This window comes from Aeromicrobium sp. JJY06 (assembly GCF_044069275.1).
GTDB lineage: Bacteria > Actinomycetota > Actinomycetes > Propionibacteriales > Nocardioidaceae > Aeromicrobium > Aeromicrobium tamlense.
This window is the reverse complement of the sequence record NZ_JBIMRD010000001.1, coordinates 2,248,898-2,272,640: the sequence shown is the minus strand read 5'-3', so window position 1 is coordinate 2,272,640 and position 23,743 is coordinate 2,248,898. Positions and strand designations below refer to the sequence as shown.

Here is a 23,743-nt window from a genome sequence, read left to right as displayed (position 1 = left end):
ATGACCACCGAACGCGCGGACCGCGTCCGCGCCCTGTACCAGTCGTTCAACGACCGCGACCTCGATGCCGTGCTCGCGGCGATGGCACCGAGCGTCGAGTGGCCGAACGGCTGGCGCGGTGGGCGGCTGACGGGTCGCGACGAGGTGAGGGCGTACTGGCAGCGCCAGTGGGAGGAGATCCGCCCGATGACCGTCGTCCGACACATCGCCGAGCGTCCCGACGGCACCGTCGAGGCACGTGTCCGCCTGGTCGTCCGCGACCCCGCCGGGACCGTCCTGGAGCGCTCCGAGACGACGCACGTCTACGAGTTCGCGGGACCCCTGGTCCAGCGCATGAGGGTCGAACCCCAGGACGCCGTGGCGGGTGAAGCGTCGACATCCGCCTAGTCGCACCCGGTTCCGTCACCGTCCCTGTCGAGCCGGTACGGGTCGCTGCCCGTCACTGTGACGGGGTGACCGATCTCTCCGCAGTCGAGGTCCGCGACGATCGGCAGGCAGGGCGAGTACCCGGCCATGCAGTCCTTGTCAGGTGCCTTCGCCTGGGGAGGCTGCGGAACCAGTGGGACGGGCTTCGCAGCCTTACGGCATGCCGGCACCGAGGCCGAGGCGAAGGCACGGTCGAGTCGACGAGCGAGCTCGGGGTTCTCGTGGCGGAACTCCTCGAGATAGCGGTCGTCGGCGAGCCCACGCTTCGCGAGCATCACGTTGAGCGACCGGCCCTTCACGTCCCGCACCTCGGCCACCACGCGTCCATGCGTGTCCTCCGCGTAGGCATTCACCGAGTACCCCTTGCTGAGGAGCTTCCGTGTGAAGGCCGTGGCCTCGGATCCGCACTGCTCGTTCCGCTCCGGCGTGTTGACGAGTCCCAGACGGTACTCGTTGCCGTCGGACGCCACCCAGGAGTCGCCGTCCTTCTGGTCCGTGATGAACAGCAGGACGACGGGCTCGTCCGTGGGCTCCGGGGTCGGCTCGAGCGTCGGGGACGGGTCGGCGCTCGGCGGGGTCGGATCGACCGGCCGGGACGGCTCCGTCACCTGGACGGGCTCGCTCGTCGCGCTGTCGGTGGTGACCGGCGTGGTCGCGGCACCGACCGCCACGATCCCCATGAAGGCCACGCATCCTGCGACCAGCCAGAGCTCCCACCGACGAAGCCACGGCTTGCTGCCTTGGCGAGCCTCGGTCGTGAAACCCACGGACGTCTGACGCGCACTCGTCGCGTACGGGTAGTTCCGCGCCGTGTAGTCGGTCCATGCGGAGCCGTCCCAGTAGCGCAGCTCGCCCTGATCATCGGCATACCAGCCGGCGCGGGGGGCCTCGGTCATCGACTGAGCGTCCCACGATCGTTCAGCCCATGTGGCGAAACAGGGTCAATGCAGCGGCGCACCCTCGCGCTACCGTGCGGTCATCTCCACGAGGGACCCCGCCGCCTGCGTTCCGGTCTGGAAGAGGTGTCGACCCGAGCGCCGGTACGTGACGTCAGCACCATCGATCGTCAGCCGTCCAGGCCTCGTGGCAGTCACCGTCATCAGGATCTGTGATCGCCGGCCGTCCTGCCCGAACGTGCTTCCGGCCGTGGGTCCCGTCGTGGCGCAGAAATCGGCGATGTCCCGCTCCTCCCCGGAGCCGAGACCACCATTCGCATCCTTGAGCACGCACGTCAGGAACCCGAAGCGCGCAGCGGTCTCGTCCCGGACGACGCGTGGCGCGATGTCCAAGACCCTGACCGTCTCATCCACTCCACTCAGGTGATCCGCGACGGAGATGACGTGGGTCTGGCCCACGGTCAGGCTCTCGCCCTCCTGCCCTCCGAAGGCGAGAACAGTCGGGTGGGTCCACCAGTAGCCGGCGACGAACAGCACTGAACCGAGGACCAGGACGATCGCCTCGGCACCGACCCATCGGTACGCCACGGAGCGATCCACACGCATGTCGTGCACTCTCCCACGAGCACCGGCGCCGGCGGGGCCGGTTCCTCGAAGTCGAGCCCGCCGACCGTACGCTTTCGCGATGGCCGGGAAGAGGAGCCGAGACCGCCAGCTGGCGTTCTTCGTCATGGCGCGCACCGAGCACGGTCACTATCCGCACCCGGTGGAGGTCGCCGTCCACCCCGACGGGGTGAGCTCGCGCCTGTCCTTCTCCATCGGGCCGCATGCCGCGAACGCAGGAGGACAGATCGCGCTGGCTCGTGTCCTCGATGAGCAGCGGACCGGACTGAACCCGATGTTCGCGACGGAGTTCGACGCGGCCGAGCTCCACTGGCTCGTGCCCTACCTGGTGCGGCTCCAGGCCGGCGAGGATGTGAAGGACGAGATGGTCGCGGCCTACGCAGCCCAGCATGGCCGCTCCCCCGAGGTGCTGTGGCAGCAGCACTACGGCGAGTGAGGTCGGGGACCTTCAGTCGCTGTAGTGGTAACGACAGGCTGCGATGCGGACGTCCTCGTCAACGATCTTGTAGACCAGTCGGTGCTCATCGGTGATCCGACGCGACCAGTACCCCTGGAATCCGTGCTTGAGCGGCTCAGGCTTCCCGATGCCCTCGTTGCCGTTGCGCTCGATGTCGCGAATCAGCAGGTTGATCCGCTTGAGCAGCTTGCGGTCTTGCTGCTGCCACCACAAGTAGTCATCCCACGCCGCTGTGCTGAAGACGATGCTCAATCGAGCAGTTCCTGCGACGTGCCTTGCTCGGCCTCGAGCTCCTCGATCGAGCCGAGCAGCCGGCGCGCGTTGGCCGGGCTGCGCAGGAGGTAGGCGGTCTCCTTGAGGGACTCGTAGTCATCGAGCGAGACGATCACCGCCGGCTCGTGGCCGGCGCGGGTGATGACGACCTCCTCGCGGTCATCGACTACCGCATCGAGCACTTCGGCGTACCGCCGGCGCGATTCGCTGTACGACATCGTCCTCATGGCTCATCCCTCCTAGGTACAGGAAATTGTACGCGCCAAAGTCGAGTGTCGCCAAGTGCGTCCGCCGCATTCCAGCCCTCCGCAGGCGGGTTGATCGTCGCGGCCGGGATCTGGTGTGGTGTCCGCCTGTGGCAGGCTCCCCGCGGGGCGTCGACCACCGGTGGCCTCGTCGCGATCGGGATCTTCGCGCTGTTCAGCATCCTGATGACTCTCGGTCCGCTCTCCAGTGGCGTCTGGCTGTGGGACGCCGCCCTGCTCGCGGCGCTGGGGCTCAACTTCCTTGCCATCCTGGTGCTGAAGATCTGGGCCGGGTCGAAGAGGCGACTGTGATCTCGGCGTTCGTGGAGCACCTCGTCGACCGGGTGCTCGAGAGGCTCACGCGGCACCCCGACGCCAAGGCGGCCCGGACGGCCTATGGCCGTGCCCTCCGTCAGCCCACGGAGCTTAGAGAAGCAGCGTTCCGTCAGGCGCTCGCGGACGAGGGCGTCACCCTGGACCTCGACGTCGAGGAGCATCTGCTCGGAGCGCTGAGCATCGGCGTCTCGGCACGGCGCGCGTGCGCCGTGCTCGAGTAGGCGACTTGGCCTCAGAGCTGAACGGTGTCGTTGTCGCCGAGGTCGGGCTGGGAGTCGGTGACGAGACCCTTCACGAACTGGACGGCCGCCGTGACCTTGCCCGGGGACTCCCAGTACTCGGCCGTGGTGGCGTCGATGCGCAGGGCGATGTTGTCGGGGTCCTCGGGGCCACCGGACATGAAGGCACCGGAGGACGCGTCCCAGAGGTCCTCGACCTTGCCGCGGTTCTGCTCGACGTGCGCGGTGCCGCTGAGGGAGACCCAGCCGGCGTCGCTGGCGTAGGCCACGTTCACGCGCGGGTCGGCCTCCAGGGCCTGCACCTTCTCGCTGCTGCGCTCGGTGAGGAACCAGGTCGTGCCGGGGTGGTCGAAGTCCTGCACGCCCATCGGCGTGGACACGAGGAGGCCCTCCTGCGAGACGTACGTCAGGACCGCGATCCTGGTGTCGCGCATGATCTTGGTGACGGTCTCGGTCTGGTCGCGTGAGGTCATGCCTCGACCCTCGCACCACGACCGGGAGACCGCCTCTCGAGGAGCGGCTACGCCACCTGGTAGGTCAGGCAGTCCGCGGCGTCGGCGCCCGGCCCGACCCGGATCGAGTCCGCGTGGCACTCGAGATGGTCGTTGTGGGTGCAGTCGGTGCGGTGACAGGCGCCGACCATCGCGGTCGCGGTGGGCAGGCCACCGGAGACGCTGATGTCGATGAACGTGCCGCAGCCGGCCTCGGTCCCCGTGATGTTGATGGCCCCTGCGTGGCACTCGTGGTCCGCGTTGTACGAGCAGCCCTCGACCGCACAGTCGTGGACGGGTGGCAGTTCCTTGACGCTCATGGTCGCCTCCGGCGGTGGTGGTCCTGCCTTCGACGGTACGACGACGCCCCCGCACTGAGGGAAGACTCAGTACGGGGGCGTTTCGTCGGTGCGTCAGGAGAGCTTCTCGAGGATCAGCTCGCGCACGCGGCCGGCGTCGGCCTGGCCGCGCATCTCCTTCATGACGAAGCCGATCAGCGCTCCGGCGGCGGCCTGCTTGCCGTCGCGGATCTTCTGCGCGGCGTCGGGGTCGTTCGCGATCGCTCGGTCGACGGCCTCGCCGAGCGCGCCGTCGTCCGAGACCACCTCGAGGCCGCGGGAGGCCACGACCGCCTCGGGCTCACCCTCGCCGGCCAGCACCCCCTCGAAGACCTGGCGGGCCAACTTGTCGTTGATCCGGCCGGCGTCGATCAGGCCCTGGATCTGGGCGACCTGGGCCGGGGTGATCGCCAGCGCGCTGACGTCGGTGCCCTGCTCGTTGGCCGTGCGGGCCAGCTCGCCGAGCCACCACTTCTTGGCGACCTGCGGCGAGGCGCCCGCGGCCACGGTCTCGACGACGAGGTCGAGCGCACCCGCGCCCACCGTGTCGCGCATGTCGAGATCGCTGAAGCCCCACTCGGACTGCAGGCGCTTGCGACGCTCCGACGGCGGCTCGGGCAGCGTGCCGCGCAACTCCTCGACCCACTCGCGCGACGGGGCGACGGGCGCCAGGTCGGGCTCGGGGAAGTAGCGGTAGTCGTCGGCGTCGGACTTCGGGCGGCCGGCCGACGTGGTGCCGTCGGACTCGTGGAAGTGACGCGTCTCCTGCAGGATCGAGCCACCCGCGTCGAGGATCCCGGCGTGCCGGCTGATCTCGTAGCGGACGGCGCGCTCCACCGAGCGGAACGAGTTGACGTTCTTGGTCTCCGAGCGGGTGCCGAGCTGGTCGGAGCCCAGCGGCTTCAGCGACAGGTTGACGTCGGCGCGCATCGAGCCCTGGTCCATGCGGGCGTCCGAGACGCCGAGGGCGACCATGAGGTCGCGGACCTGGTTGACGAACGCGCGCGCGACCGCGGGCGCCTTGTCGCCGGGGACCTCGATCGTGCGGGTGACGATCTCGATCAGGGGGATGCCGGCGCGGTTGTAGTCCAGCAGCGAGTAGTCGGCGCCGTGGATGCGACCCGTGCTGCCGCCGACGTGCAGCGACTTGCCCGTGTCCTCCTCCATGTGCGCACGCTCGATCTGGATGCGGAAGGTCTCGCCCTCGCCCCCGTCCTCGGAAGGCACAGTGACGTCGGTCCACCCGTCGAAGGCGATCGGCTCGTCGTACTGCGACGTCTGGAAGTTCTTCGGCATGTCCGGGTAGAAGTAGTTCTTCCGCGCGAAGCGGCACCACTCGGCGATCTCGCAGTTGAGCGCCAGACCCATCCGGATCGCTGACTCGACGGCCTTCGCGTTCACCACCGGCAGGGCGCCCGGCAGGCCCAGGCACACGGGGCAGATCTGCGTGTTCGGCTCGGCGCCGAACGCCGTGGAGCAGCCGCAGAACATCTTCGAGGCCGTGTTGAGCTCGACGTGGATCTCCAGGCCCATCACGGGCTGGTACCGGGTCAGGGCGTCCTCGAACGGGACGAGCTTCGTGTCGGTGGTGCTCATCGGGCGGCCTCCAGCTCGGGGGCGAGTGCGGCGAAGGGGCTGCCGTCGCGCTCGGCGACGAGGCGCTCCACGGCGGCACCCGCGTTGTACAGGCGGTCGTCGGCCATCGCGGGGGCGAGGAACTGCAGGCCCACCGGCAGGCCCTCGGACAGGCCGATCGGCAGCGAGATGCCGGGCACGCCGGCGAGGTTGGCCGGGATCGTCGCGATGTCCTGGGCATACATGGCCAGCGGGTCGTCGAGCTTCTCCCCCAGGCGCCACGCGACGGCGGGCGACGTGGGCGAGGCGAGGACGTCGACCTGCTCGAACGCGGCCTCGAAGTCGCGCGCGATCAGCGTGCGCACCTTCTGGGCCGAGCCGTAGTACGCGTCGTAGTAGCCGCTCGAGAGGGCGTAGGTGCCCAGGATGATGCGGCGCTTGACCTCGTCGCCGAAGCCCGCGTCGCGCGAGGCGGCCATGACCTGCTCGGCGCTGGGCACCTCGACGCCGTCGGGCGAGACGCGCAGGCCGTACCGCATGGCGTCGAACTTGGCGAGGTTGCTGCTGACCTCGCTCGGCATGACGAGGTAGTAGGCCGCGAGGCCGTGCGCGAAGCTCGGGCACGAGACCTCGACGATCTCGGCGCCGGCCTTCGCGAGGAGCTCGATCGACTCCTCGAAGCGCTGGCGCACGCCGGGCTGGAAGCCCTCGCCACCGAGCTCGCGGATGACGCCGACCCGCAGTCCCGAGACGTCGGCGCGGCGGGCGGCCTCGACCACCGGCGGCACCGGGACGTCGAGGCTGGTGGAGTCGCGGGGGTCGTGTCCGGCCATCACCTCGTGCAGCAGCGCTGCGTCGAGGACGGTGCGGGTGACCGGGCCGGCCTGGTCGAGGCTGCTGGCCATCGCGACGAGCCCGTACCGGGAGACACCGCCGTACGTGGGCTTCACGCCGACGGTCCCGGTGACGGCGCCGGGCTGACGGATCGAGCCGCCGGTGTCGGTGCCCACGGCGAGCGGCGCCTCGAACGCGGCCACCGCGGCCGCCGAGCCGCCGCCGGAGCCGCCGGGGATCCGGTCGGTGTCCCACGGGTTGCGGGTGGGGCCGTAGGCCGAGTGCTCGGTGGAGGAGCCCATCGCGAACTCGTCCATGTTGGTCTTGCCCAGGATCGGCAGGCCCGCGGCCTTGAGTCGCGAGACGACCGTGGCGTCGTACGGCGGGATCCAGCCCTCGAGCATCCTCGAGCCGCACGTGGTGGGCAGGCCCGTGGTGGTCAGGACGTCCTTGACCGCGATCGGCACGCCGGCCAGGTGGTGCAGGGACTCCCCCGCGTCGCGGCGGCGGTCGACGTCGGCGGCCGCGGCGAGCGCGCCCTCGGCGTCGACGTGCAGGTAGGCGTGGATCTCGCCGTCGACCGCGGCGATCCGGTCGAGGTGCTGCTGCGTGACCTCGACGGAGGTGACGGAGCCCTCGGCGAGCGCCGCCGCGAGGTCAGCGGCGGTGGAACGGGTCAGGTCGCTCATTCTTCTCCCAGGATCTGCGGGACGAGGAAGCGCTGTTCCTCACTGGCGGGGGCACCGGCGAGCGCCTCGTCGGGCGTCAGGCTCGGCGTCACCTCGTCGGGACGGAAGACGTTGGTCACCGGCACGGGGTGACTCATGGCCGGGACGTCGTCGCCGGCGGCCTGCTGGACGACCTGGACGTAGTCGAGGATCCCGGGGAGCTCGGCCCCCAGGCGATCGAGCTCGGACTCGGACAGTTCGATCCGCGCGAGGCTCGCCAGATGGGCGACGTCGTCGCGGGAGATCTCGGGTGACGACATGCCTTCCATCCTAGTGAGCGACATCGGACCGCCAGCACTCAGGACGCCCGGTGGTACGTCAGCTCCCAGCGGCCCTCGACCCACTCGACCTCGAACCGGACGCCGGACGTGTGCGCCGGCTCCTCACCCCTGAGCTCACCGCTCCGCGGGTCGAACCGTCGTGAGGGCGGGGAGTGGATCTCGGCCTCCACGACGAACCTGTTCTCGCTCGGATTCTCGAGCGACATGATCCGCACCGTGGGCCGCTCCTCGTAGAGGTGGATCTCTTGGGCGTAGAACGCACCGACGTCGCCCGCCAGGACGCACAGGTGGCACGACTCCGCGTCGCCGAGGTCCGCGAGCGAGGAGGGATCCTGCGCGGCGAAGGCGTACGTCGGCACCGCCACGAGATAGTCGACGTAGGCGCGCAGGCCCTCCTCGGACTTCACATCTCGAGGACGCTCGGGCCTGAGTAGCTGGTTCCACCCCTCACTCTCCGCCGGCGTCTTCGTCGGGGCGGTGAGCTCGGGAGTCGGCGTGGGGTCATCGTCACCTCCCCAGCACCCTGCCAGCGGCAGCACGAGGACCAACGAGGCGGCCAAGGCGCGCAGACGATGCATCAGCACCCCTCCCCGAGATGCGGTCACGACTGGCTTCACCGTACGCGCCCGTCAGCGGCGGCGATGGGCGAGGATGACGTCCATGCTCCCTCGGACCGCGGCGCTCGCCATGGGATGCGCGCTGCTCACGGGATGCCAGAGCAGTCCGACCGATGAGCGCGAGCAGGCGTCGAGCTGTCCCGTCATCGAGATCGTCGGCATCCGCGGGCAGGGCCAGTCGCTCGACGCGCATCGCGGCCTCGGTGCCGAGGTGGACGGGATCGCGACGGCCCTCGCCGACGATCTCGCGTCGACCGGCACCGTGCGGACGACGGCGATCCGGCACGAGAGCGGCCTCGGGAGCTGGGACGACTACGTCGAGGACGTCGCCGAAGGGCGCGAGCTGCTGGGCGAGCGGCTGCGGTCGCTCGCCGCCGAGTGCCCTGACACCCGGGTCGCCGTGATCGGCTTCAGCCAGGGCTCTCAGATCGCCCGCGAGGCGCTGGCGGCCGAGCCGGGGCTGGCGCGCGACGTGGACGCGCTGGTGCTGGTGGGCAGCCCGTTGCGCGACCCGTCGTCGCCGTTCCACCACGTGGAGCTGCCCGGTGGCGTGCCGTCGGCCGGTGGCCGGCTCGGCCCCGGCGCGGACCTCGGCGACCTGTCCGCGCGAACCGTGGAGGCCTGCGTCACCGGCGACACCGTGTGCGCGAACGACGGCTCGTCCGACCTCGCCGTGCACCGGAAGGCCTACGAGAGGCCGGCCGTGGCGCAGGCGATCGCGGACGCCGCCGCCGACGTGCTGGGCTGACTCACGCCAGCGCGTCGGGGCCGCCCTCGAGCAGCTTGACGAAGCCCGCCTCGTCGAGGATCGGGACGCCGAGCTCCTCGGCCTTGTCGGCCTTCGAGCCCGCGTTCTCGCCCACGACGACGTAGTCGGTCTTCTTGCTCACCGAGCCGGCCGGCTTGCCGCCGGCGGCGATGATCGCCTCCTTGACCGAGTCACGCGTGAAGCCCTCGAGCCCGCCGGTGACGACGACCGTGAGCCCGTCGAGCACTCCCCCGGCCGTGGACGCGGCGCCGGGGCCCGGGTGGTCGGGGATCGCGAAGCGCACACCGGCGGCCTGCCACTGGTCGACGATCTCGCGGTGCCAGTCGACCTCGAACCAGTCGGTGACCGAGTCGGCGATGATCCCACCGACTCCCTCGACCGCCGCGAGCTCCTCACGCGTGGCCGCCCGAATCGCCTCGATCGACCCGAACCACTGCGCCAGTGCCCTCGCCGCGACCGGGCCGACGTGGCGGATGTTGAGCGACACCAGCTGGCGCCAGAAGTCCTTGGTCTTGGCCTTCTCGAGTTCGTCGAGCAGCACCTGGGCCTGCTTGGACGGATCGCCCGTCTTGACCCGGAACGGCGTGCGGACCACGGGCTCGCCGGTCTTCTCGTCGAGCTTCGGCTCGCCGGTCTCGGCGTCGCGGACCTCGACCTCGATCGGGACGAGCTGGTCGATCGTGAGGGAGAACAGCCCGGCCTCGGAGTCGAGCGGAGCGCCCTTGCCCTGGGTGAGCGCGGCGGCCGTGACCTCGCCGAGCGCCTCGATGTCGAGGGCGCCGCGCGAGCCGACGTGCTCGACGCGTCCGCGCACCTGCGCCGGGCAGGTGCGGGCGTTGGGGCAGCGGAGGTCCTTGTCGCCCTCCTTCATCGCCCGCAGCGGCGTGCCGCACTCGGGGCAACCCTCGGGCATGACGAACGCGCGCTCGCTGCCGTCGCGGCGCTCGACGACCGGACCGAGGACCTCGGGGATCACGTCGCCGGCCTTGCGCAGGACGACGGTGTCGCCGATCAGCACGCCCTTGGCCTTCACGACGTCCTGGTTGTGGAGGGTGGCCTGGCGGACGACGCTGCCGGCCACGCGGACGGGCTCCATCTGCGCGTAGGGCGTGGCGCGGCCCGTGCGGCCGACCGACACGACGATGTCGAGCAGCCGGGTCTGGACCTCCTCGGGCGGGTACTTGTAGGCGATCGCCCACCGCGGCGCGCGGCTGGTCTCGCCGAGCTCGGGGTGCAGGGCGAGCTCGTCGACCTTGACGACGAGGCCGTCGATCTCGTGCTGGAGCGAGTGCCGCTGACCGCCCAGCTCCTCCATGCGCGCCACCACGGCATCGACGTCGTCGAGGACGCGCGTGTTCGGGCTGGTGGGCAGGCCCCAGCCCTGCAGCAGGTCGTAGACCTCGCTCTGGGCGGCGACCGGCGGGCGCTCCCAGGCACCGATGCCGTGGACGTAGAGGTTGAGCACCGCGATGCGCTCGTGGCCGGCCTCGAGCTCGAGGCCCGACTTCTTGTCGAGCTGCTGGCGCAGGCCGCCGCTGGCGGCGTTGCGCGGGTTGGCGAAGGCCGGGAAGCGGCGGGCCGCACTGGCGGTGGCGCGCTCCTCGCTGACGCCGCGGCTCGTGGACTCGGCGACGGCGCGATCGCGCAGGTCGGCCTGGAACGCGTTGAGCCGCTCGAACTCGGCGATGCCGATGAAGACCTCGCCGCGGACCTCGACGAGCGGCGGGTGGCCCTCGCCGTCGAGTCGCTCGGGGATGCCGCGGACCTTCAGCGCGTTGACCGTGACGTCCTCGCCGACCCGCCCGTCGCCGCGCGTGGCGGCCGAGACCAGCACGCCGTCCTCGTAGCGCAGGTTGATCGCGAGGCCGTCGATCTTGGCCTCGGTGAGCCAGCGGACCTGGCGGCCCGCCGCGCGCTCGGTCTTGGCGCACCATTCGCGCAGGTCCTCGGGCGAGAAGACGTTGTCGAGGCTGAGCATCCGCTCGGCGTGCTGGATCGGCGGCAGCGCCGTGGCGCCCGTGGCCGCGCCGACGTTCAGCGTGGGCGAGTCCTGCCCCTGCAGCTCGGGGTGGAGCCGCTCGAGCTCCTCCAGCCGGTGCATCCAGCCGTCGTACGTGGCGTCGTCGACGAGCGACGTGTCCTGGCCGTAGTAGGCGTCCCGTGCACGCTCGATCTGCTCGGTGAGCTCGGCCGCCTCCGTGCGCGCACCCGCCGCGCCGGGATCGTCGTCGGGGACCGCCGTCGCACGTGTTTCCGCCATGTCGCCGAGCCTAGTGCGAGCGTCGGACACTGCCACGCCGGTGCGCGCGTGCGGCCGAGTTGCCGCGCGCCGCGAGCGACCTAAGGTGCGGAACATGAGACTTCGCCGCGTGACGACCCGCACCCGGGGCTGGACGCGGCGGCGTGCCGGGCGCGGGTGGACCTACCTCGACGAGCTCGGCGCCACGATCACCGGCGAGGAGCGCGAGCGCATCGAGGCCCTGGTGATCCCGCCCGCGTGGACCGACGTCTGGATCAGCCCCTGGGAGAACGGTCACCTGCAGGCCACCGGCGTGGACGAGGCCGGGCGGACGCAGTACCTCTACCACCCCGAGTGGGTGCGCCAGCGGAACCTGGAGAAGTTCGACCGGGTCAGCCAGATCGCCCAGGAGCTGCCGAAGCTGCGCGCGCTCGTGACCGACCACATCACCGCGACCGACTCGTCGCGCGAGCACGCGGCCGCGGTGGCGGTGCGCCTGCTGGACTCGGGCTCGTTCCGCGTCGGCAACGACGTCTACGCCCGCCAGGGCAGCTTCGGGCTGACCACGCTGGAGCGGCGCCACGTGCGCGCCAAGGGCGAGACGCTCGTGTTCAGGTTCATCGGCAAGTCCGGCGTGGAGCACCAGGTGGTGCTCGAGGACGCGCCGGTCGTGGACGCCGTGAACCGGATGCGGCGGCGGCGCGGCGGCGGGCCTCGACTGCTCGAGTACCGCGCCAACCGGGCGCGCTACGCGCTGGACTCCTCCGACGTCAACGAGTATTTGCGCGAGCAGACCGGCCTCGACATCAGCGCGAAGGACCTGCGCACGTGGGCCGCCACCGTGCTCGCGGCCGAGGTGCTGGCGCTGTCCGACGAGCCCGGTGACACGAAGGCGTCGCGGGCCCGGGCGGTGCGCTCGGCGATGACCGAGGTCGCGCTGGCGCTCGGCAACACGCCCTCGGTGGTGCGCAGCTCCTACGTCGATCCGCGCCTGGTGAGCCTCTACGAGTCCGGCACCGTCATCCCGCGGCAGTCCTTCGAGCAGGAGATCGACGAGCTCGAGCGCCGCAACGCGATCGAGCGCGAGACGCTCCGGCTGCTCCGCAAGGCCGACTGAGCTCTCGGCCCCTACCGAGATTTGCTCCCATTTCCACCTTTCAGACCGGTTGAAAGGTAGAAACTGGAGCAAATCTCGGCGGGGGCAGTCAGGTCAAGGAGCGGGCGGCGGTGGCGGCGAGCTCGAGGGCGCGGCGGGCGTCGGCGGGCGAGCGGCCGGCGAGGCCGCAGGCGGGAGTCACCGCGCCGCGCGCGGCGAACGACTCCACCGCGAACCCGAGCCGTCCCATGAAGTCCTCGACCCGAGCCGCGTCGGCGCCGCCGAACCACAGGTCGGTGCCGGACTCGAAGGCCTGCGCCCACTCGTCCGACGGCCGGGCCAGCGACACGTCGAACGCGATCGCCTCGAAGCCCGCGCCGGCCAGCAGCGCGACGGGCACGTCGGGCGCGCACGAGTGCACGACGGGCCGCGCACCCTCGTCCACGATCGCCCGGACGACGGGCCGCAGCAGCGCGTCGGCGAGCGGCGCGTCGACCGATCGGTGCCGTCCGAAGCCACTCGCGGTCGGCACCTTGCCGCCCAGCACGGCGGTGATCGCGGGCTCGTCCACCTGGACGGTGAGCTCGCCGCTGAACCGCCGGCGCAGCTCGCGCACGTGATCGCGGACGCCCTCGCCCAGCGCCTCCGCCAGCTCGCGTCGCGCCCCGTGGTCGGAGAGCACCTTGTCGCCGCGCGGCCGCTCGACCGTGGCGGCGAGCGTCAGCGGACCGGTGACCTGCTGCTTGACCGCGGCATCGTGCTCGGCGAGCAGCTCCTCGAGCAGGTCGAGGTCGGCCCGCAGCGCCGAGCGGGCGCGACGCTGGTCCATGCCCTCCCCCGGCGCGAGTCGCCAGCCGGCGGGCTGCAGGTCGATCGGCAGCGGCACGAGCCCGAGCGTGCGGCCGAGCATCGCCGACGGCGCGCCGCGGTCGGGCAGCTCGGGGACGAAGACGATCCCGTCGTCGCCGAAGGTGTCGATCACGTGCCGCGCGACGGGAGCGAGCTCCTCGCCGGGCATGGATCCGATCCCCGTGGCGCGCATGCCGACGATTCTCCCGCACGGTCGCCTGTGAGAATCATCCGGTGACCGTTCGACCCGCCACGGAAGCCGACCTGCCCGCCCTGGCCGACCTGGCCGCGCGCACGTTCCCGCTCGCCTGCCCGCCCGACATGCCCGAGGCGAGCATGACCGCGTTCGTCGCCGAGCATCTGTCGCTCGAGCGGTTCGCGCAGTACCTCGCGCACGAGGTCGCCGAGGTCCTGGTGGCCGAGGACGACGGCGTCCTGACCGGCTACACGCTGACGTTCGCGCGCGAGCCCTACGACGATCACCTGGCCTCGCTCGTGCGGCTGCGGCCCACGGTGGAGCTCAGCAAGTGCTACGCCGACCCGACCGCGCACGGCACCGGCGTCGCCGCGCGGCTGATGGAGGCCGTCGTCGAGTCGGCGCGCGCCGCGGGCGCGGCCAGCGTGTGGCTGGGGGTGAACGGCCGCAACGCCCGGGCCCAGCGCTTCTACGCCAAGCAGGGCTTCGAGGTCGTCGGCGAGCGCCGCTTCGTCGTCGGCGCGCACACCGAGGACGACCTGGTCCTCGAGCGTCAGCTGGCCTGAGCGGAGGCCTGCTCCAGCGCCCGCCGCACCGCGCGGGCGGCCACGCGGCCGACTCGGTTCGCGCCGATCGTCGAGGCCGAGGGGCCGTATCCGACCAGCTGCACGCGCGGGTCCGCGACGGAGGTCGTCGAGGTCGCCGTCGTGTCCCCCAGCTGGATGCCGCCGAGCGGCGAACGCAGCCTCAGCGGTCGCAGGTGGTCGACGTCGGGCCGGAAGCCCGTCGCCCACAGGATGACGTCGACGGCCTCGAACGCGCCGTCGGCCCAGCGCACGCCGTCGGGCTCGATCCGCTCGAACATCGGCAGGCGCTCGTAGGCGCCGAGGCGCGCGGCCTCCTGCTCCTGGGGCCGCAGCATGAGCCCGGTGACGCTGACGACGCTGCGCGGCGGCAGTCCGCGACGCACTCGCTCCTCGACCATCGCGACGGCCGCGCGGCCCGCCTCCTGGTCGAACTCGTCCGTGCGCCAGACCGGCTCGCGTCGCGTGACCCAGAGGGTGTCGGTGAGGGGGCGCAGCAGGCCGAGGAACTGCACGGCCGACGCGCCACCGCCGACCACGAGCACGCGCTTCCCGCGGAAGTCCTCCGGATCGCCGAAGCCTGCGGTGTGCAGCTGGCGGCCCCTGAACGACTCCTGTCCCGGGTAGCGCGGCACGAACGGGCGACGCCAGGTGCCGGTGGCGTTCACGAGCGTGCGGGTGTGCCACGTGCGGCCGTCCTCGGCCTCCACGCGGAGCACGCCGTCCTCGTCGCGCACGGACCTCACGACGACCGGGCGCACGACGGGCAGGTCGTGGTGGGCCTCGTAGTCGCTGAAGTAGCCCGGCACGAAGTCGTTGGCGCGCTCGGGTCCGGTCGCGGGCGGCACCGGGTCGTCCGGCAGGTCGGCGACGCCGTGGACGTCGGCCATCGTCAGGGCGTTCCACCGGTGCTGCCACGCCCCGCCCGCGCGCGGGTTCGCGTCGAGGACGAGGTGGCGCACGCCGAGCCGACTCAGGTGGAACGAGGTCGACAGGCCGGCCTGCCCGGCTCCGATGACGATGCTGTCCCACACGCCAGGGTCAACGGCTCCGGTCCCTCCGCGATTCCCCCGGGCACCCTCGGTGAGCGGTGAGCTGTCAACCGCACCCGAGTGGGAGCGGTGAGCTGTCAACCGCATCCGACCCTCGAAGGGTTGACCACTCACCGCTCAGCCAGCGGAAGGGTTGACCACTCACCGCCCTCCCAGCGGTCCGGGTCGGGGGTCAGGCGGCGACGGAGCGGGAGGTGCGCGCGATGGTGGCCGAGCCGACGACGCGGGTGCCGGCGTAGATCACGCAGGCCTGACCCGGGGCGATGCCGGTGGCGGGGTCGCGCAGCTCGACCCGGACGACGTCGCCGTCCACGGTGACGGTGGCGCGGTGCTCGTCGCCGTGGGCGCGCAGCTGGACCGTGCAGTCGAGCGGCTCGGTGGGCGGCTCGTCGCACCAGAGCGGCTTGATGCCCTCGATCGCGTCGATGGCCAAGTGCTCGCGCGGCCCGACCGTGACGGTGCCCGAGACCGGCTCGATGTCGAGCACGAAGCGCGGCTTGCCGTCGGACGCCGGGACGCCGAGGCGCAGACCCTTGCGCTGGCCGATCGTGAACGCGTAGGCGCCGTCGTGGGAGCCGACCTCGGCCCCGGACTCGTCGACGATCGGCCCGGGCCGCGGACCGAGCCTGTCGGCCAGCCAGCCCGCGTTGTCGCCGTCGGCGATGAAGCAGATGTCGTGGCTGTCGGGCTTGTTCGCCACCTGGAGCCCGCGGCGGGCGGCCTCCTCGCGCACGAGGGTCTTCGGGTCGTCGCCGAGCGGGAACACCGAGCGCCCCAGCTGGTCCTGCGTGAGCACGCCGAGGACATAGGACTGGTCCTTGCCGTGGTCGACGGCGCGGTGCAGCTCGACGACCTCTCCGCCAGCTCGCTCGGAGGTCGCCAGTCGCGCGTAGTGGCCGGTGACGACGCCGTCGAAGCCGAGCGCGACGGCCCGCTCGAGCACCGCCGCGAACTTGATCTTCTCGTTGCAGCGCAGGCACGGGTTGGGCGTGCGGCCGGCGGTGTACTCGGCGATGAAGTCGTCGACGACCTCGTCGGCGAACTCGTCGCTCATGTCCCACACGAAGAACGGGATGCCGATGACGTCGGCCGCGCGGCGCGCGTCACCCGCGTCCTCGATCGAGCAGCAGCCGCGGGCGCCGGAGCGGTAGGACCGCGGGTTGCGGCTGAGCGCGAGGTGCACCCCGGTGACGTCGTGGCCGGCGTCCACGGCGCGAGCGGCCGCGACGGCGGAGTCGACGCCGCCGGACATCGCCGCGATGAGCCTCATCGCGTGCGGCTCCGGACCAGGCCGGCCGAGCGGGCTCGCTCGTGGACGGCGGGCAGCACCTCGAGCAGGCGGTCGACGTCGGCCTCGGTGGAGGTGTGGCCGAGGCTGAACCGCAGCGAGCCCCGCGCGGCGGCGTCGTCGAAGCCCATCGCGAGCAGCACGTGGCTGGGCTGGGGCACGCCGGCCTGGCACGCCGAGCCGGTGGAGACCTCCACGCCCTGGGCGTCGAGCAGCATGAGCAGCGCGTCGCCCTCGCAGCCCGGGAACGTCACGTGCGCGATGTTCGGCAGACGGTGCGTGGGGCCGGGCTCGGGATCGCCGTTCACGACCGCCTCGGGCACGACGCGAGCGATGCCCTCGACGAGGCGCGTGCGCAGGGTCTCGATGCGGGCGGCGTTCTCCGCCTGTCGCTGCACCGTGAGCTCGAGGGCCGTGGCGAAGCCGGCGATCAGCGCCACGCCGACCGTGCCGGAGCGCAGGTCGCGCTCCTGGCCGCCGCCGTGCAGCAGCGGGGTGGCCTCGATCTCGCGGCGGATCACCAGCGCGCCCACGCCGACGGGGCCGCCGAGCTTGTGCGCGGTGACGGTCATCGCGTCGAGGCCCGTGCCCGCGAAGTCGAGGGGCAGGTAGCCGGCGGCCTGGACCGCGTCGGAGTGCACGGAGATGCCGTGCGCGCGGGCGATCTCGACGACCTCCCTGACGGGCTGGATCGTGCCCATCTCGTTGTTGGCCCACATCGTGGTGATCGCCGTGACGTCCTCGGGACGGTCCTCGATGGACTCGCGGAGGGCGTCGAGGCGCACGCGGCCCTGGCGGTCGACGGGCGTGACGTCGATGCGGGCGCCCTCGTGCGCGGCGAGCCAGGTGACGGGGTCGAGCAGCGCGTGGTGCTCTATCGAGCTGAAGACGATGCGGTCGCGCTGCGGATCGGCGGACCGGCGCGACCAGAAGAGTCCCTTGATCGCGAGGTTGTTGGCCTCGGTGCCGCCGGAGCAGAACACGACCTCGCTGGGCCGGGCGCCCAGTCGCTCGGCGATCGACTCGCGCGACTCCTCCACGACGCGGCGGGCGCGGCGGCCGGCCTCGTGCAGGCTCGAGGGGTTCCCCGTGCGGCGCAGCTCGTCGTGCATCACCTCGACGGCCTCGGGCCACATCGTGGTGGTGGCCGCGTGGTCGAGGTAGACGCGATCGGGGGTCGTGCTCATCGTCTCCAGCGTAATGGGGGCGCACGAGGGCCGCCCGGGCCGTCCAGCCGCGGTTGCCGTGGCCGGGCAGCGCTCATAGATTGACCGGACACGGACCATCGGGGGGACGCGTGCGGGTCGAACTGGATCACGCCCTGCTGCTGGCCGCGCGCGGGGAGATGCGGCGGCTGGCCCAGTCCGTCGACGCCGAGTCCGGCCTCGCCGTGGCGACGTCGCCCGTGACGCTCCCGAGCCTGGCGCCGTTGCGCGAGAAGGCCACCTGGCTGCACGAGCAGCTGCCGATGGTGGGCGACCTCGCCGCGATCGCCCTCCTGCTCGACGAGGACGGCGACGGCACGACCGTCGTCACCGTGCCCGAGGGCGGCTGGGACGCTGCGACGCTGGTCGGACAGGCCGGCGACCAGAGGTTCGGTCCCGGGTTCGTCGAGGCGACCGGGCTGGAGGGCGAGGAGCTGTCGGCCCTGCTCCTCACACTGGGGTCGGTGGGCCGCGACCTTCCTCCCGGGTCGGCGATGACGGCCGCCGAGCTGCGCCGCTTCGTCGTCGACCATCCCCGTGTCGCCACGGCGCTGCAGTCGACGCTGCCGCTCGGCACCGGACCGGCGGGCTCGCTGCGGTCCCTCACCGGCCCGTTCATGACCGCGCCCGGCGGCGCCGCCGAGGTCTGGGACCAGCGCCGGGCCAACGCGCGCGAGCTGTTCGCGAGCCTCTCCCCCGACGACGCCGCGATCCTCGCCATGACCTACCCGTCGATCGTGGGCAACCTCGCGGGCGTCCCCTTCGCCAACCGCGCCCACGCGAACACGGTGAACGTCGTGGCGGCGCTGGCGGACGAGCGTCGCGAGCTGGCCGACCTGCGCGAGCAGCACGCCCGGAACCAGGACGACTGGGACTTCCTCGGGCTCAACAACGACGACCTCGAGGGCCCGATCGGCAACCTCGAGGACCGGATCAGCCTGTACGAGTCGATCCTCGAGGACGACCGCACGATCGTCTTCTTCGACCCGGCGGGCGACGGCGCGATCGCCGAGCTTCATGGCACGATCGACGCCAGGACCCGCAACGTCGGGGTGCTGGTGCCCGGCACCGGGAGCGACCTGTCGAACTACGAGGGCGGCGTGGCCCGGCGGTCGCGCGGCTTCGTCAACACCAACGCCGCGGGCGAGCTGGCGATGGTGTCGTGGATGGGCGGCGACCTGCCCGACGACGTGGTCGCCGACGCGCCCTTCGCGAGCTACAGCCTCGACCTCGGTCCGCGGCTCGCCGAGTTCTCGCGCGACCTCGACCAAGAGATCGGCAGCGCCACCGACTCCCGGCCGAGCGTCACCGTCGCCGGGCACTCCTACGGTGGCGCCGTGGTCGGCCGGTCGGAGCTCAGCGGACTCGTCGCCGACCGCGTCCTGCACATCGAGTCCGCCGGGATGGGGCACGACGTCCGGGACCCCGACGACCTCCCCGACTCGCAGTCGTCGGTGGACCGCTACTCCATGACCGCGCCGGGCGACATCATCGAGCTGACCCAAGGGGTCCAGATCGGGGACATCGGGCACGGAGCCGACCCCGACCACTTCGACGGCACCACGCGGCTGCACACCGGTGACCGCGTCGACGGCTCGCTGAACACCGGCCCCGACTCGCACTCGGGCGTGTTCGAGGAGCAGAGCGACGCGTGGAGGAACATGTACGAGGTGTTCACCGGAGGCGTCGTGGAGACGTACCGCTCGCCCGAGTACCAGGTCCCTCGGTCGCCTCATGGCCCCGCGATCCCCGTGCAGGTGGGCTGGCAGGACGACGGCGAGAGGATCGACATCCGATGAGGCGCGCGGTGGCGGCGCTCATGCTCTGCGGGATCGTCCTGGCAGGGTGCGGCAAGGAGGACGACATGGACCTGCAGGAACGGGCCGAGGCCCGCGCGGCCGAGGCACGCACGTACGTCGACGACCTGGCCGCTCGCGTGGGCGCCGACCCCGAGGTCGTGCAGGACGAGCTCGGCGACTGCGTGCCGGGCCAGCAGGACAGCGGGATCGACCTGTCCTACGCCGTGCACGTCACGGTGGACGACACCGCGGCCGAGCGGCTGCGCGGCGAGATCGCCGACCACTTCGCGGCCGAGGGCTGGGAGATCAAGGCCGACCCCGTGGACCCCGCGAAGGACGAGGTCAGCGTCCGCTTCGCCAAGGGCCCGTTCACCATGGGCGCCAACATCAGCACGACAGCCGGCCGGGCCGCCGTGAGCGGCACCGGCGGCTGCGTGCGCTGACTCAGGAGATCTGCGAGCCGCGGTGCGGCAGCAGCTCGTCCACGAGCGTGGCGGTGGTGTGGTCCATCGGCTCGCCCGCGAGCGCGGTCTCGAGCTGGTCGACCGCGACGGCGACCGCGGACACGCCGCCGGTCTCGTGACGGGCGCGCAGGATGATGCGCCACGCCTCCTCGTGCGTCGGGTAGATCCGCAGGATCGCGCCGGCCGCCGCCGCGGAGCCGGCCGGGTCGCGGCCGTCCTGCAGCAGTGTGGCCAGACGCAGGGCCGCGTCGATCACGAGCTCACCGATCGTGCGCGGCAGGTCGAGCGTGGCCGCCCAGGCGTAGCGGCCGCGCGGCGCGCCCTCGAACGCCGGACCGCGCACGAGCTTGAGCGCGCGACGCAGCAGGTCGATCTCGTCGCGCGGGAACTCGGCCCGGCGGCTGGCGATCACCAGGTGACGGAACGCGTCCCAGTCGCACACGACGTCGGGCCCGAGCGACAGGCGGCCGTCGAGGCTCTCGCGCAGGCGGTGGTGGCCCTCGCGGTCGGAGCCGAGCCACACGCGGGCGCGCTCGATGTTGGCGTCGCGCACCTCGGGCGTGACGCCGAGCGGCCAGACGGCGCCGGCGAGCACGGTCGGGTGCACGCCCTCGGGGTGCAGGGCCAGGAACGTGATGATCTCGGTGAGGACCGTGGCGCGACGCTCGGTCTGCTCCCCCGGGCCGTCGACGACGACCGAGCCGAGGATGCCGACGCGGCTCGTGGCGGTGAGCCAGGCGGCGTCGTCGGCGTCGCGGCGCGGCAGCGCGATGGCCACGCGGTCGCCGTCGCCGGGACGCGTGGTCAGGCCGGCCGAGGCGAACAGCGAGGCCACGGCCTCGGCGTGGTGCGCGCCGATGCGGTTGGCCGTGACGGCAAGGCCGAGCTGGGGCACGTGCAGCGTGCCGTGCTCGTCGACGTGCAGGCGCCAGCGTGCGGCGTCGTGGTCGCCCACGGCGATGGCGGCCGTGCCCGGGTGGGCCGCGGCCACGCCGGCCAGCCGCTCGAGCGCGAAGCCCGGCGACTGGCTGCCGACGGCCAGGATCGCGACCTCGTCCTCGCGACGGCGGCCGGTGAGGACGTCGTCGGCGCGGGTGGCCTCGAGCTCGGAGGCGGCGGACTCGAGGTCGGACACGAGCGTGACGCGCTCGGCCACCTCGGCGACCGCGGACGGCAGGCCGGTGGCCAGGACGCGGACCGATCGCGACCAAGGGCTGACGGCAGCCTGCAGGACGAGCGAGGTGATGACCTCGGCGCTGACGTGCAGGTCGCCGCCGACGGTGATGAGGCCGCCCGACGACGCGAGATCGACCAGGACGTCACGGCCCTCGGTGTCGACGCCGAGGCTGACCAGCGACGGGTACGCCGGCTCGGCGTCCTCGGGCGCCTCGAGCGTGGCGAGGTCGGCGGTCAGGCGCCACACGGCGCCGTCCTCGACGGCCTCCCAGCCCTCCACCGCCTCGGGGACGGCAGGCGCGAGGTGCAGGGCCACGTCGTCGTGGCCGACGACAGCCGCGTAGGCCGCCGGGACGTCGACGCCCGCGCGCTCGCAGGCGTCCGTGAGGTGACGCAGCACGGTGTCGAGCGCGGCGGCGCGCTCGGGGTCCGCGGCCAGTCGCAGGTCGGCCTCGGTCTCGCGTGCCTTCTCGTCGGGCTCGCCACCGGGACGACGGCGACGCGCCACCGCGAGCGCGGCGAGCAGGCCGCTGGCCAGCAGGCCGGCGCCCATCCACCAGGCGGTGGACTCGGGGGCCTGTGCCGTGGAGTCGGCCTCGACGCCGCCGGCGTCGGACGTGCCGCCACCGCCGCCGCCCTGCGAGCCGGCGGGCGGGGTGACCGGCGCCTGCTCGACCGCCACGCGGTCGACGCCGCTGGCGTCGCCGGGCATGACCAGCTGCCAGCCGGGCTGGATCAGCCGGGCGAGCTCGAGCTTGCGACCGTCGAGCTGGACCTTGTCCTTGTTGAGCTCGTAGATCTCCTTGTAGCGGAAGCCGTCGCCCAGGTGGCGCTCGGCGATGTCCCAGAGGTTGTCGTGGTAGCCGTCCTTCGGCGCCTTCACGGTGTAGACGAGCTCGCCCTCGAGACGGTTCTCGATCTTGTCCGTGGCCGCCGGCTTCTCCTCGGGCGCCGGGGTGACGGCGTCGACGACGGCAGCCGCCACGGCACCGGTCTGCGGGGCGATGTCCGACTCGGACGGACCCGCGGCGTTGGCGGCCGGACCGGCGACCAGACCGGTCACGAGCAGGCCGCCGATGAGGGCGCGCGCGAGGTGCTGCAGCGGGCCGGCGAACGGCACGGTGCGGGCGAGGCCGCCGCGACGCGTGGCGACGATCTCGAGGACCACACAGACCACGAACACGAGCCACAGCAGCCAGACGATCCCGACGAGCACGGACACGAGGTCCTCGGGACCGAGCTGGCGCGCGAGGTCGCGCAGGGCCGGCAGCTCGCTGGGGATCGGCGGGGCGCCGCCGAGCAGCAGCAGCGCGACGGGCAGACCGACGAGCAGCGCGACGAGCGCGAGCGCGGACCCGATCCGCGAGGCGACCGACGAGGACTCCTCCACCGGGGCAGGTGCGAGCGACTCGAAGCGGCTGGCGTCCGGGGTCAGGGTGGGATCAGTCATGGTGCTCCTACGTCAGGAGGTGGCGGCGGTCGCGGTGGCGCGGGCGGTGACCGGGTACTGGTTGATGCCGATGAGCTTGAGCATCGTGGTCTCGCTGGTGTCGCGGACCTCGATAGCGACGGTGTTGGCGTTCACCGTGATCGAGAACTGCGAGGCGGGGTAGCCCCGCGCGCTGAGGAAGTCCTGCGCGTAGAGCCGGGCCAGGCCGGGGTCGACCGCGAGCGCGCCACCGCTGCGCAGCTGGTCGACGTTGACGGCGTTGGCGCCGGCCCGCGCGGCCTGCTCGGCGTCGTCGGCGACGCGCATGCGGGCGTTGATGCCCATGCCGCCGTCGATCACGAGGCCGGCGCACAGCATGAGCACGAGCGACATGCCGAGCACGAAGATCGTCGCGCCTCCGCGTTCACGCCTGCTCATCCGAACCTCCGGTACTGGTCGATGGGGGCACTGCTGCTGGCCTCGAAGTCGCGGCTGCCGGTGAGGCCGACGAGCCCGAGGCCATCGTTGGACACGCGGCAGCGGATGGTCACCTCGACCACGCCGCCCGCGGCGAACGTGCCGCCGATGTTCGCGACGTCGCACGACGAGAAGCTGTCGTCGACGTCGCTGGCGTTCGCCGCGGCGTAGGCGGCCGAGTACGCCGCTGACTGGCTGCGCTCGAAGGACGCCGCGCGGGCGGCATCGCGGGCAGCGGCATCGATGTCGGCCCGGACGGCTACGTAGCGGCCGCCGGCGAGCACGAGCATGAGGAACATGACGAGGATCGGCACCATCAGCACGACCTCGACCGACATCGAGCCGCGCTCGGACCTGCGCATCAGGCGGATCACGGCGTGTCCTCCTGGAACTCCTCGATCGGCCCTTGGACCACTTCCTCCACCCGCGGGGAGCCGATGAACGGCAACAGCTGACTGGCCCGCCCGGAGACCGTGGCCCGCATGCTGTCGCCCACCTGCACCACCGAGACCTGCGGCCCCCGCAATACTCCGCGGCCGAGGGCCGTGGCCGATGCCATACCCTTCGCGCGACCTTGGTCCGCGTCGCCCGTGACGCGGGCGACACGCGAGGCCTCGCGGGCCGCCGCGCTGGCCGACTGCTTGGCCAGATAGGTCAGCGCGAACTGGATGGTGATGATCATGGCAATCATGAGCAGGGGCGTGTAGAGGACCAGCTCGATCGCACTGGTCCCCCGCTCAGCCCTTGCCCTGGACCGCAT

The 23,743-nt window shown here is 72.2% G+C and carries 28 protein-coding genes; 9 read left to right on the top strand and 19 right to left on the bottom strand.

What is annotated here, in order from left to right; all coding sequences use genetic code 11:
• Window positions 1–387, top strand: a complete 387-nt coding sequence (locus tag ACGWYL_RS11165) for a nuclear transport factor 2 family protein (RefSeq protein WP_179425358.1) — start codon at window positions 1–3, stop codon at window positions 385–387.
• Here the strand turns inward: ACGWYL_RS11165 and ACGWYL_RS11160 are convergent.
• Together ACGWYL_RS11160 and ACGWYL_RS11155 are read right to left on the bottom strand one after the other, a co-directional pair.
• Complete coding sequence (locus ACGWYL_RS11160) at window positions 384–1,322, bottom strand: thermonuclease family protein (RefSeq protein WP_395487193.1); 939 nt, start codon at window positions 1,320–1,322, stop codon at window positions 384–386. The two genes, ACGWYL_RS11165 and ACGWYL_RS11160, sit on opposite strands and share 4 nt — an antisense overlap.
• A gap of 69 nt (window positions 1,323–1,391) precedes the next feature.
• Window positions 1,392–1,910, bottom strand: coding sequence for a hypothetical protein (locus ACGWYL_RS11155; protein WP_395487192.1), 519 nt, complete (start codon window positions 1,908–1,910; stop codon window positions 1,392–1,394).
• A gap of 97 nt (window positions 1,911–2,007) precedes the next feature.
• Here ACGWYL_RS11155 and ACGWYL_RS11150 point away from each other — a divergent pair, with 97 nt between their 5' ends.
• Window positions 2,008–2,382, top strand: a complete 375-nt coding sequence (locus tag ACGWYL_RS11150) for a hypothetical protein (protein ID WP_395487191.1) — start codon at window positions 2,008–2,010, stop codon at window positions 2,380–2,382.
• A 12-nt stretch (window positions 2,383–2,394) separates the two neighbouring features.
• Here the strand turns inward: ACGWYL_RS11150 and ACGWYL_RS11145 are convergent, their stop codons facing one another.
• The gene (locus ACGWYL_RS11145; RefSeq protein ID WP_395487190.1) at window positions 2,395–2,655 is read right to left on the bottom strand and encodes a Txe/YoeB family addiction module toxin; all 261 of its coding nucleotides are present in this window, start codon (window positions 2,653–2,655) and stop codon (window positions 2,395–2,397) included.
• On the bottom strand, window positions 2,652–2,903 hold the full coding sequence (locus ACGWYL_RS11140; protein WP_269306280.1) for a type II toxin-antitoxin system Phd/YefM family antitoxin: 252 nt from the start codon (window positions 2,901–2,903) through the stop codon (window positions 2,652–2,654). The genes ACGWYL_RS11145 and ACGWYL_RS11140 overlap by 4 nt, the downstream gene beginning before the upstream one ends.
• Before the next feature lie 90 nt (window positions 2,904–2,993).
• Between ACGWYL_RS11140 and ACGWYL_RS11135 the strand changes: the two genes are divergently transcribed.
• A complete protein-coding gene (locus ACGWYL_RS11135) occupies window positions 2,994–3,233 on the top strand; it encodes a hypothetical protein (RefSeq protein ID WP_395487189.1) in 240 nt (79 codons plus the stop codon).
• Window positions 3,230–3,478, top strand: a complete 249-nt coding sequence (locus tag ACGWYL_RS11130) for a hypothetical protein (RefSeq protein WP_395487188.1) — start codon at window positions 3,230–3,232, stop codon at window positions 3,476–3,478. The genes ACGWYL_RS11135 and ACGWYL_RS11130 overlap by 4 nt, the downstream gene beginning before the upstream one ends.
• A gap of 11 nt (window positions 3,479–3,489) precedes the next feature.
• Here ACGWYL_RS11130 and ACGWYL_RS11125 read toward each other — a convergent pair whose 3' ends face one another.
• The 6 genes from ACGWYL_RS11125 to ACGWYL_RS11100 all read right to left on the bottom strand — a co-directional run bounded on the left by ACGWYL_RS11125 (window position 3,490) and on the right by ACGWYL_RS11100 (window position 8,150).
• Window positions 3,490–3,969, bottom strand: a complete 480-nt coding sequence (locus ACGWYL_RS11125) for a pyridoxamine 5'-phosphate oxidase family protein (protein WP_179425370.1) — start codon at window positions 3,967–3,969, stop codon at window positions 3,490–3,492.
• A 47-nt stretch (window positions 3,970–4,016) separates the two neighbouring features.
• Entirely contained in the window at window positions 4,017–4,307 is a 291-nt protein-coding gene (locus ACGWYL_RS11120; protein WP_179425372.1) for a DUF1540 domain-containing protein, read from the bottom strand.
• A 93-nt stretch (window positions 4,308–4,400) separates the two neighbouring features.
• Window positions 4,401–5,921 carry an Asp-tRNA(Asn)/Glu-tRNA(Gln) amidotransferase subunit GatB gene (gene gatB / locus ACGWYL_RS11115; RefSeq protein WP_269306272.1) on the bottom strand — a complete coding sequence of 507 codons (1,521 nt, stop codon included), beginning with the start codon at window positions 5,919–5,921 and terminating at the stop codon, window positions 4,401–4,403.
• Window positions 5,918–7,423: an Asp-tRNA(Asn)/Glu-tRNA(Gln) amidotransferase subunit GatA gene (gene gatA, locus ACGWYL_RS11110; protein WP_179425376.1), complete on the bottom strand. Its 1,506-nt coding sequence runs from the start codon at window positions 7,421–7,423 to the stop codon at window positions 5,918–5,920. Before gatA ends, gatB begins: the two co-directional genes overlap by 4 nt.
• Window positions 7,420–7,722 (bottom strand): Asp-tRNA(Asn)/Glu-tRNA(Gln) amidotransferase subunit GatC, encoded by a 303-nt coding sequence (gatC, locus tag ACGWYL_RS11105; RefSeq protein ID WP_395487187.1) that lies wholly within the window; start codon window positions 7,720–7,722, stop codon window positions 7,420–7,422. The genes gatA and gatC overlap by 4 nt, the downstream gene beginning before the upstream one ends.
• A gap of 38 nt (window positions 7,723–7,760) precedes the next feature.
• Window positions 7,761–8,150 (bottom strand): hypothetical protein, encoded by a 390-nt coding sequence (locus tag ACGWYL_RS11100; protein ID WP_395487186.1) that lies wholly within the window; start codon window positions 8,148–8,150, stop codon window positions 7,761–7,763.
• Window positions 8,151–8,403: 253 nt separating this feature from the next.
• Between ACGWYL_RS11100 and ACGWYL_RS11095 the strand changes: the two genes are divergently transcribed.
• The gene (locus ACGWYL_RS11095) at window positions 8,404–9,108 is read left to right on the top strand and encodes a cutinase family protein (RefSeq protein WP_395487185.1); all 705 of its coding nucleotides are present in this window, start codon (window positions 8,404–8,406) and stop codon (window positions 9,106–9,108) included.
• Window position 9,109: 1 nt separating this feature from the next.
• Here ACGWYL_RS11095 and ligA read toward each other — a convergent pair whose 3' ends face one another.
• Window positions 9,110–11,389, bottom strand: coding sequence for an NAD-dependent DNA ligase LigA (ligA, locus tag ACGWYL_RS11090; RefSeq protein WP_395487184.1), 2,280 nt, complete (start codon window positions 11,387–11,389; stop codon window positions 9,110–9,112).
• Between the two features lie 109 nt (window positions 11,390–11,498).
• Here ligA and ACGWYL_RS11085 point away from each other — a divergent pair, with 109 nt between their 5' ends.
• A complete protein-coding gene (locus tag ACGWYL_RS11085; RefSeq protein WP_395487183.1) occupies window positions 11,499–12,485 on the top strand; it encodes a DNA topoisomerase IB in 987 nt (328 codons plus the stop codon).
• Between the two features lie 88 nt (window positions 12,486–12,573).
• Here the strand turns inward: ACGWYL_RS11085 and ACGWYL_RS11080 are convergent, their stop codons facing one another.
• Window positions 12,574–13,506, bottom strand: a complete 933-nt coding sequence (locus ACGWYL_RS11080; RefSeq protein ID WP_395487182.1) for a methionine synthase — start codon at window positions 13,504–13,506, stop codon at window positions 12,574–12,576.
• A gap of 41 nt (window positions 13,507–13,547) precedes the next feature.
• Between ACGWYL_RS11080 and ACGWYL_RS11075 the strand changes: the two genes are divergently transcribed.
• Complete coding sequence (locus ACGWYL_RS11075; protein ID WP_179425390.1) at window positions 13,548–14,075, top strand: GNAT family N-acetyltransferase; 528 nt, start codon at window positions 13,548–13,550, stop codon at window positions 14,073–14,075.
• Here the strand turns inward: ACGWYL_RS11075 and ACGWYL_RS11070 are convergent.
• The 3 genes from ACGWYL_RS11070 to ACGWYL_RS11060 form a co-directional block, all read right to left on the bottom strand.
• Window positions 14,063–15,127, bottom strand: a complete 1,065-nt coding sequence (locus ACGWYL_RS11070; protein WP_395487181.1) for an NAD(P)-binding domain-containing protein — start codon at window positions 15,125–15,127, stop codon at window positions 14,063–14,065. The two genes, ACGWYL_RS11075 and ACGWYL_RS11070, sit on opposite strands and share 13 nt — an antisense overlap.
• 190 nt (window positions 15,128–15,317) lie before the next feature.
• A complete protein-coding gene (gene mnmA / locus ACGWYL_RS11065; protein WP_179425394.1) occupies window positions 15,318–16,415 on the bottom strand; it encodes a tRNA 2-thiouridine(34) synthase MnmA in 1,098 nt (365 codons plus the stop codon).
• Window positions 16,412–17,620, bottom strand: a complete 1,209-nt coding sequence (locus ACGWYL_RS11060; RefSeq protein ID WP_395487180.1) for a cysteine desulfurase family protein — start codon at window positions 17,618–17,620, stop codon at window positions 16,412–16,414. Before ACGWYL_RS11060 ends, mnmA begins: the two co-directional genes overlap by 4 nt.
• A gap of 110 nt (window positions 17,621–17,730) precedes the next feature.
• Here ACGWYL_RS11060 and ACGWYL_RS11055 point away from each other — a divergent pair, with 110 nt between their 5' ends.
• Together ACGWYL_RS11055 and ACGWYL_RS11050 are read left to right on the top strand one after the other, a co-directional pair.
• A complete protein-coding gene (locus ACGWYL_RS11055) occupies window positions 17,731–19,437 on the top strand; it encodes an alpha/beta hydrolase (protein ID WP_395487179.1) in 1,707 nt (568 codons plus the stop codon).
• Window positions 19,434–19,880, top strand: a complete 447-nt coding sequence (locus ACGWYL_RS11050) for a hypothetical protein (protein ID WP_395487178.1) — start codon at window positions 19,434–19,436, stop codon at window positions 19,878–19,880. The genes ACGWYL_RS11055 and ACGWYL_RS11050 overlap by 4 nt, the downstream gene beginning before the upstream one ends.
• A gap of 1 nt (window position 19,881) precedes the next feature.
• Here ACGWYL_RS11050 and ACGWYL_RS11045 read toward each other — a convergent pair whose 3' ends face one another.
• The 4 genes from ACGWYL_RS11045 to ACGWYL_RS11030 are packed head-to-tail and all read right to left on the bottom strand — an operon-like array spanning window position 19,882 to window position 23,743.
• The gene (locus tag ACGWYL_RS11045) at window positions 19,882–22,527 is read right to left on the bottom strand and encodes a BTAD domain-containing putative transcriptional regulator (RefSeq protein ID WP_395487177.1); all 2,646 of its coding nucleotides are present in this window, start codon (window positions 22,525–22,527) and stop codon (window positions 19,882–19,884) included.
• 12 nt (window positions 22,528–22,539) lie between these two features.
• Window positions 22,540–22,944, bottom strand: a complete 405-nt coding sequence (locus ACGWYL_RS11040; RefSeq protein ID WP_179425404.1) for a TadE/TadG family type IV pilus assembly protein — start codon at window positions 22,942–22,944, stop codon at window positions 22,540–22,542.
• Window positions 22,941–23,357, bottom strand: coding sequence for a TadE/TadG family type IV pilus assembly protein (locus tag ACGWYL_RS11035; protein WP_269306245.1), 417 nt, complete (start codon window positions 23,355–23,357; stop codon window positions 22,941–22,943). Before ACGWYL_RS11035 ends, ACGWYL_RS11040 begins: the two co-directional genes overlap by 4 nt.
• Window positions 23,354–23,743 (bottom strand): TadE/TadG family type IV pilus assembly protein, encoded by a 390-nt coding sequence (locus tag ACGWYL_RS11030; RefSeq protein WP_269306243.1) that lies wholly within the window; start codon window positions 23,741–23,743, stop codon window positions 23,354–23,356. The genes ACGWYL_RS11035 and ACGWYL_RS11030 overlap by 4 nt, the downstream gene beginning before the upstream one ends.

Coding starts and splice junctions, on each gene's coding strand:
- gatB (WP_269306272.1), bottom strand. CDS start 5,921: ATGAGCACCACCGACACGAAGCTCGTCCCGTTCGAGGACGCCCTGACC.
- ACGWYL_RS11030 (WP_269306243.1), bottom strand. CDS start 23,743: ATGCGGTCCAGGGCAAGGGCTGAGCGGGGGACCAGTGCGATCGAGCTG.
- ACGWYL_RS11150 (WP_395487191.1), top strand. CDS start 2,008: ATGGCCGGGAAGAGGAGCCGAGACCGCCAGCTGGCGTTCTTCGTCATG.
- mnmA (WP_179425394.1), bottom strand. CDS start 16,415: ATGAGGCTCATCGCGGCGATGTCCGGCGGCGTCGACTCCGCCGTCGCG.
- gatA (WP_179425376.1), bottom strand. CDS start 7,423: ATGAGCGACCTGACCCGTTCCACCGCCGCTGACCTCGCGGCGGCGCTC.
- ACGWYL_RS11080 (WP_395487182.1), bottom strand. CDS start 13,506: ATGCGCGCCACGGGGATCGGATCCATGCCCGGCGAGGAGCTCGCTCCC.
- ACGWYL_RS11125 (WP_179425370.1), bottom strand. CDS start 3,969: ATGACCTCACGCGACCAGACCGAGACCGTCACCAAGATCATGCGCGAC.
- ACGWYL_RS11140 (WP_269306280.1), bottom strand. CDS start 2,903: ATGAGGACGATGTCGTACAGCGAATCGCGCCGGCGGTACGCCGAAGTG.
- ACGWYL_RS11165 (WP_179425358.1), top strand. CDS start 1: ATGACCACCGAACGCGCGGACCGCGTCCGCGCCCTGTACCAGTCGTTC.
- ligA (WP_395487184.1), bottom strand. CDS start 11,389: ATGGCGGAAACACGTGCGACGGCGGTCCCCGACGACGATCCCGGCGCG.
- ACGWYL_RS11050 (WP_395487178.1), top strand. CDS start 19,434: ATGAGGCGCGCGGTGGCGGCGCTCATGCTCTGCGGGATCGTCCTGGCA.
- gatC (WP_395487187.1), bottom strand. CDS start 7,722: ATGTCGTCACCCGAGATCTCCCGCGACGACGTCGCCCATCTGGCGAGC.
- ACGWYL_RS11120 (WP_179425372.1), bottom strand. CDS start 4,307: ATGAGCGTCAAGGAACTGCCACCCGTCCACGACTGTGCGGTCGAGGGC.
- ACGWYL_RS11160 (WP_395487193.1), bottom strand. CDS start 1,322: ATGACCGAGGCCCCCCGCGCCGGCTGGTATGCCGATGATCAGGGCGAG.
- ACGWYL_RS11095 (WP_395487185.1), top strand. CDS start 8,404: ATGCTCCCTCGGACCGCGGCGCTCGCCATGGGATGCGCGCTGCTCACG.
- ACGWYL_RS11040 (WP_179425404.1), bottom strand. CDS start 22,944: ATGAGCAGGCGTGAACGCGGAGGCGCGACGATCTTCGTGCTCGGCATG.
- ACGWYL_RS11045 (WP_395487177.1), bottom strand. CDS start 22,527: ATGACTGATCCCACCCTGACCCCGGACGCCAGCCGCTTCGAGTCGCTC.
- ACGWYL_RS11060 (WP_395487180.1), bottom strand. CDS start 17,620: ATGAGCACGACCCCCGATCGCGTCTACCTCGACCACGCGGCCACCACC.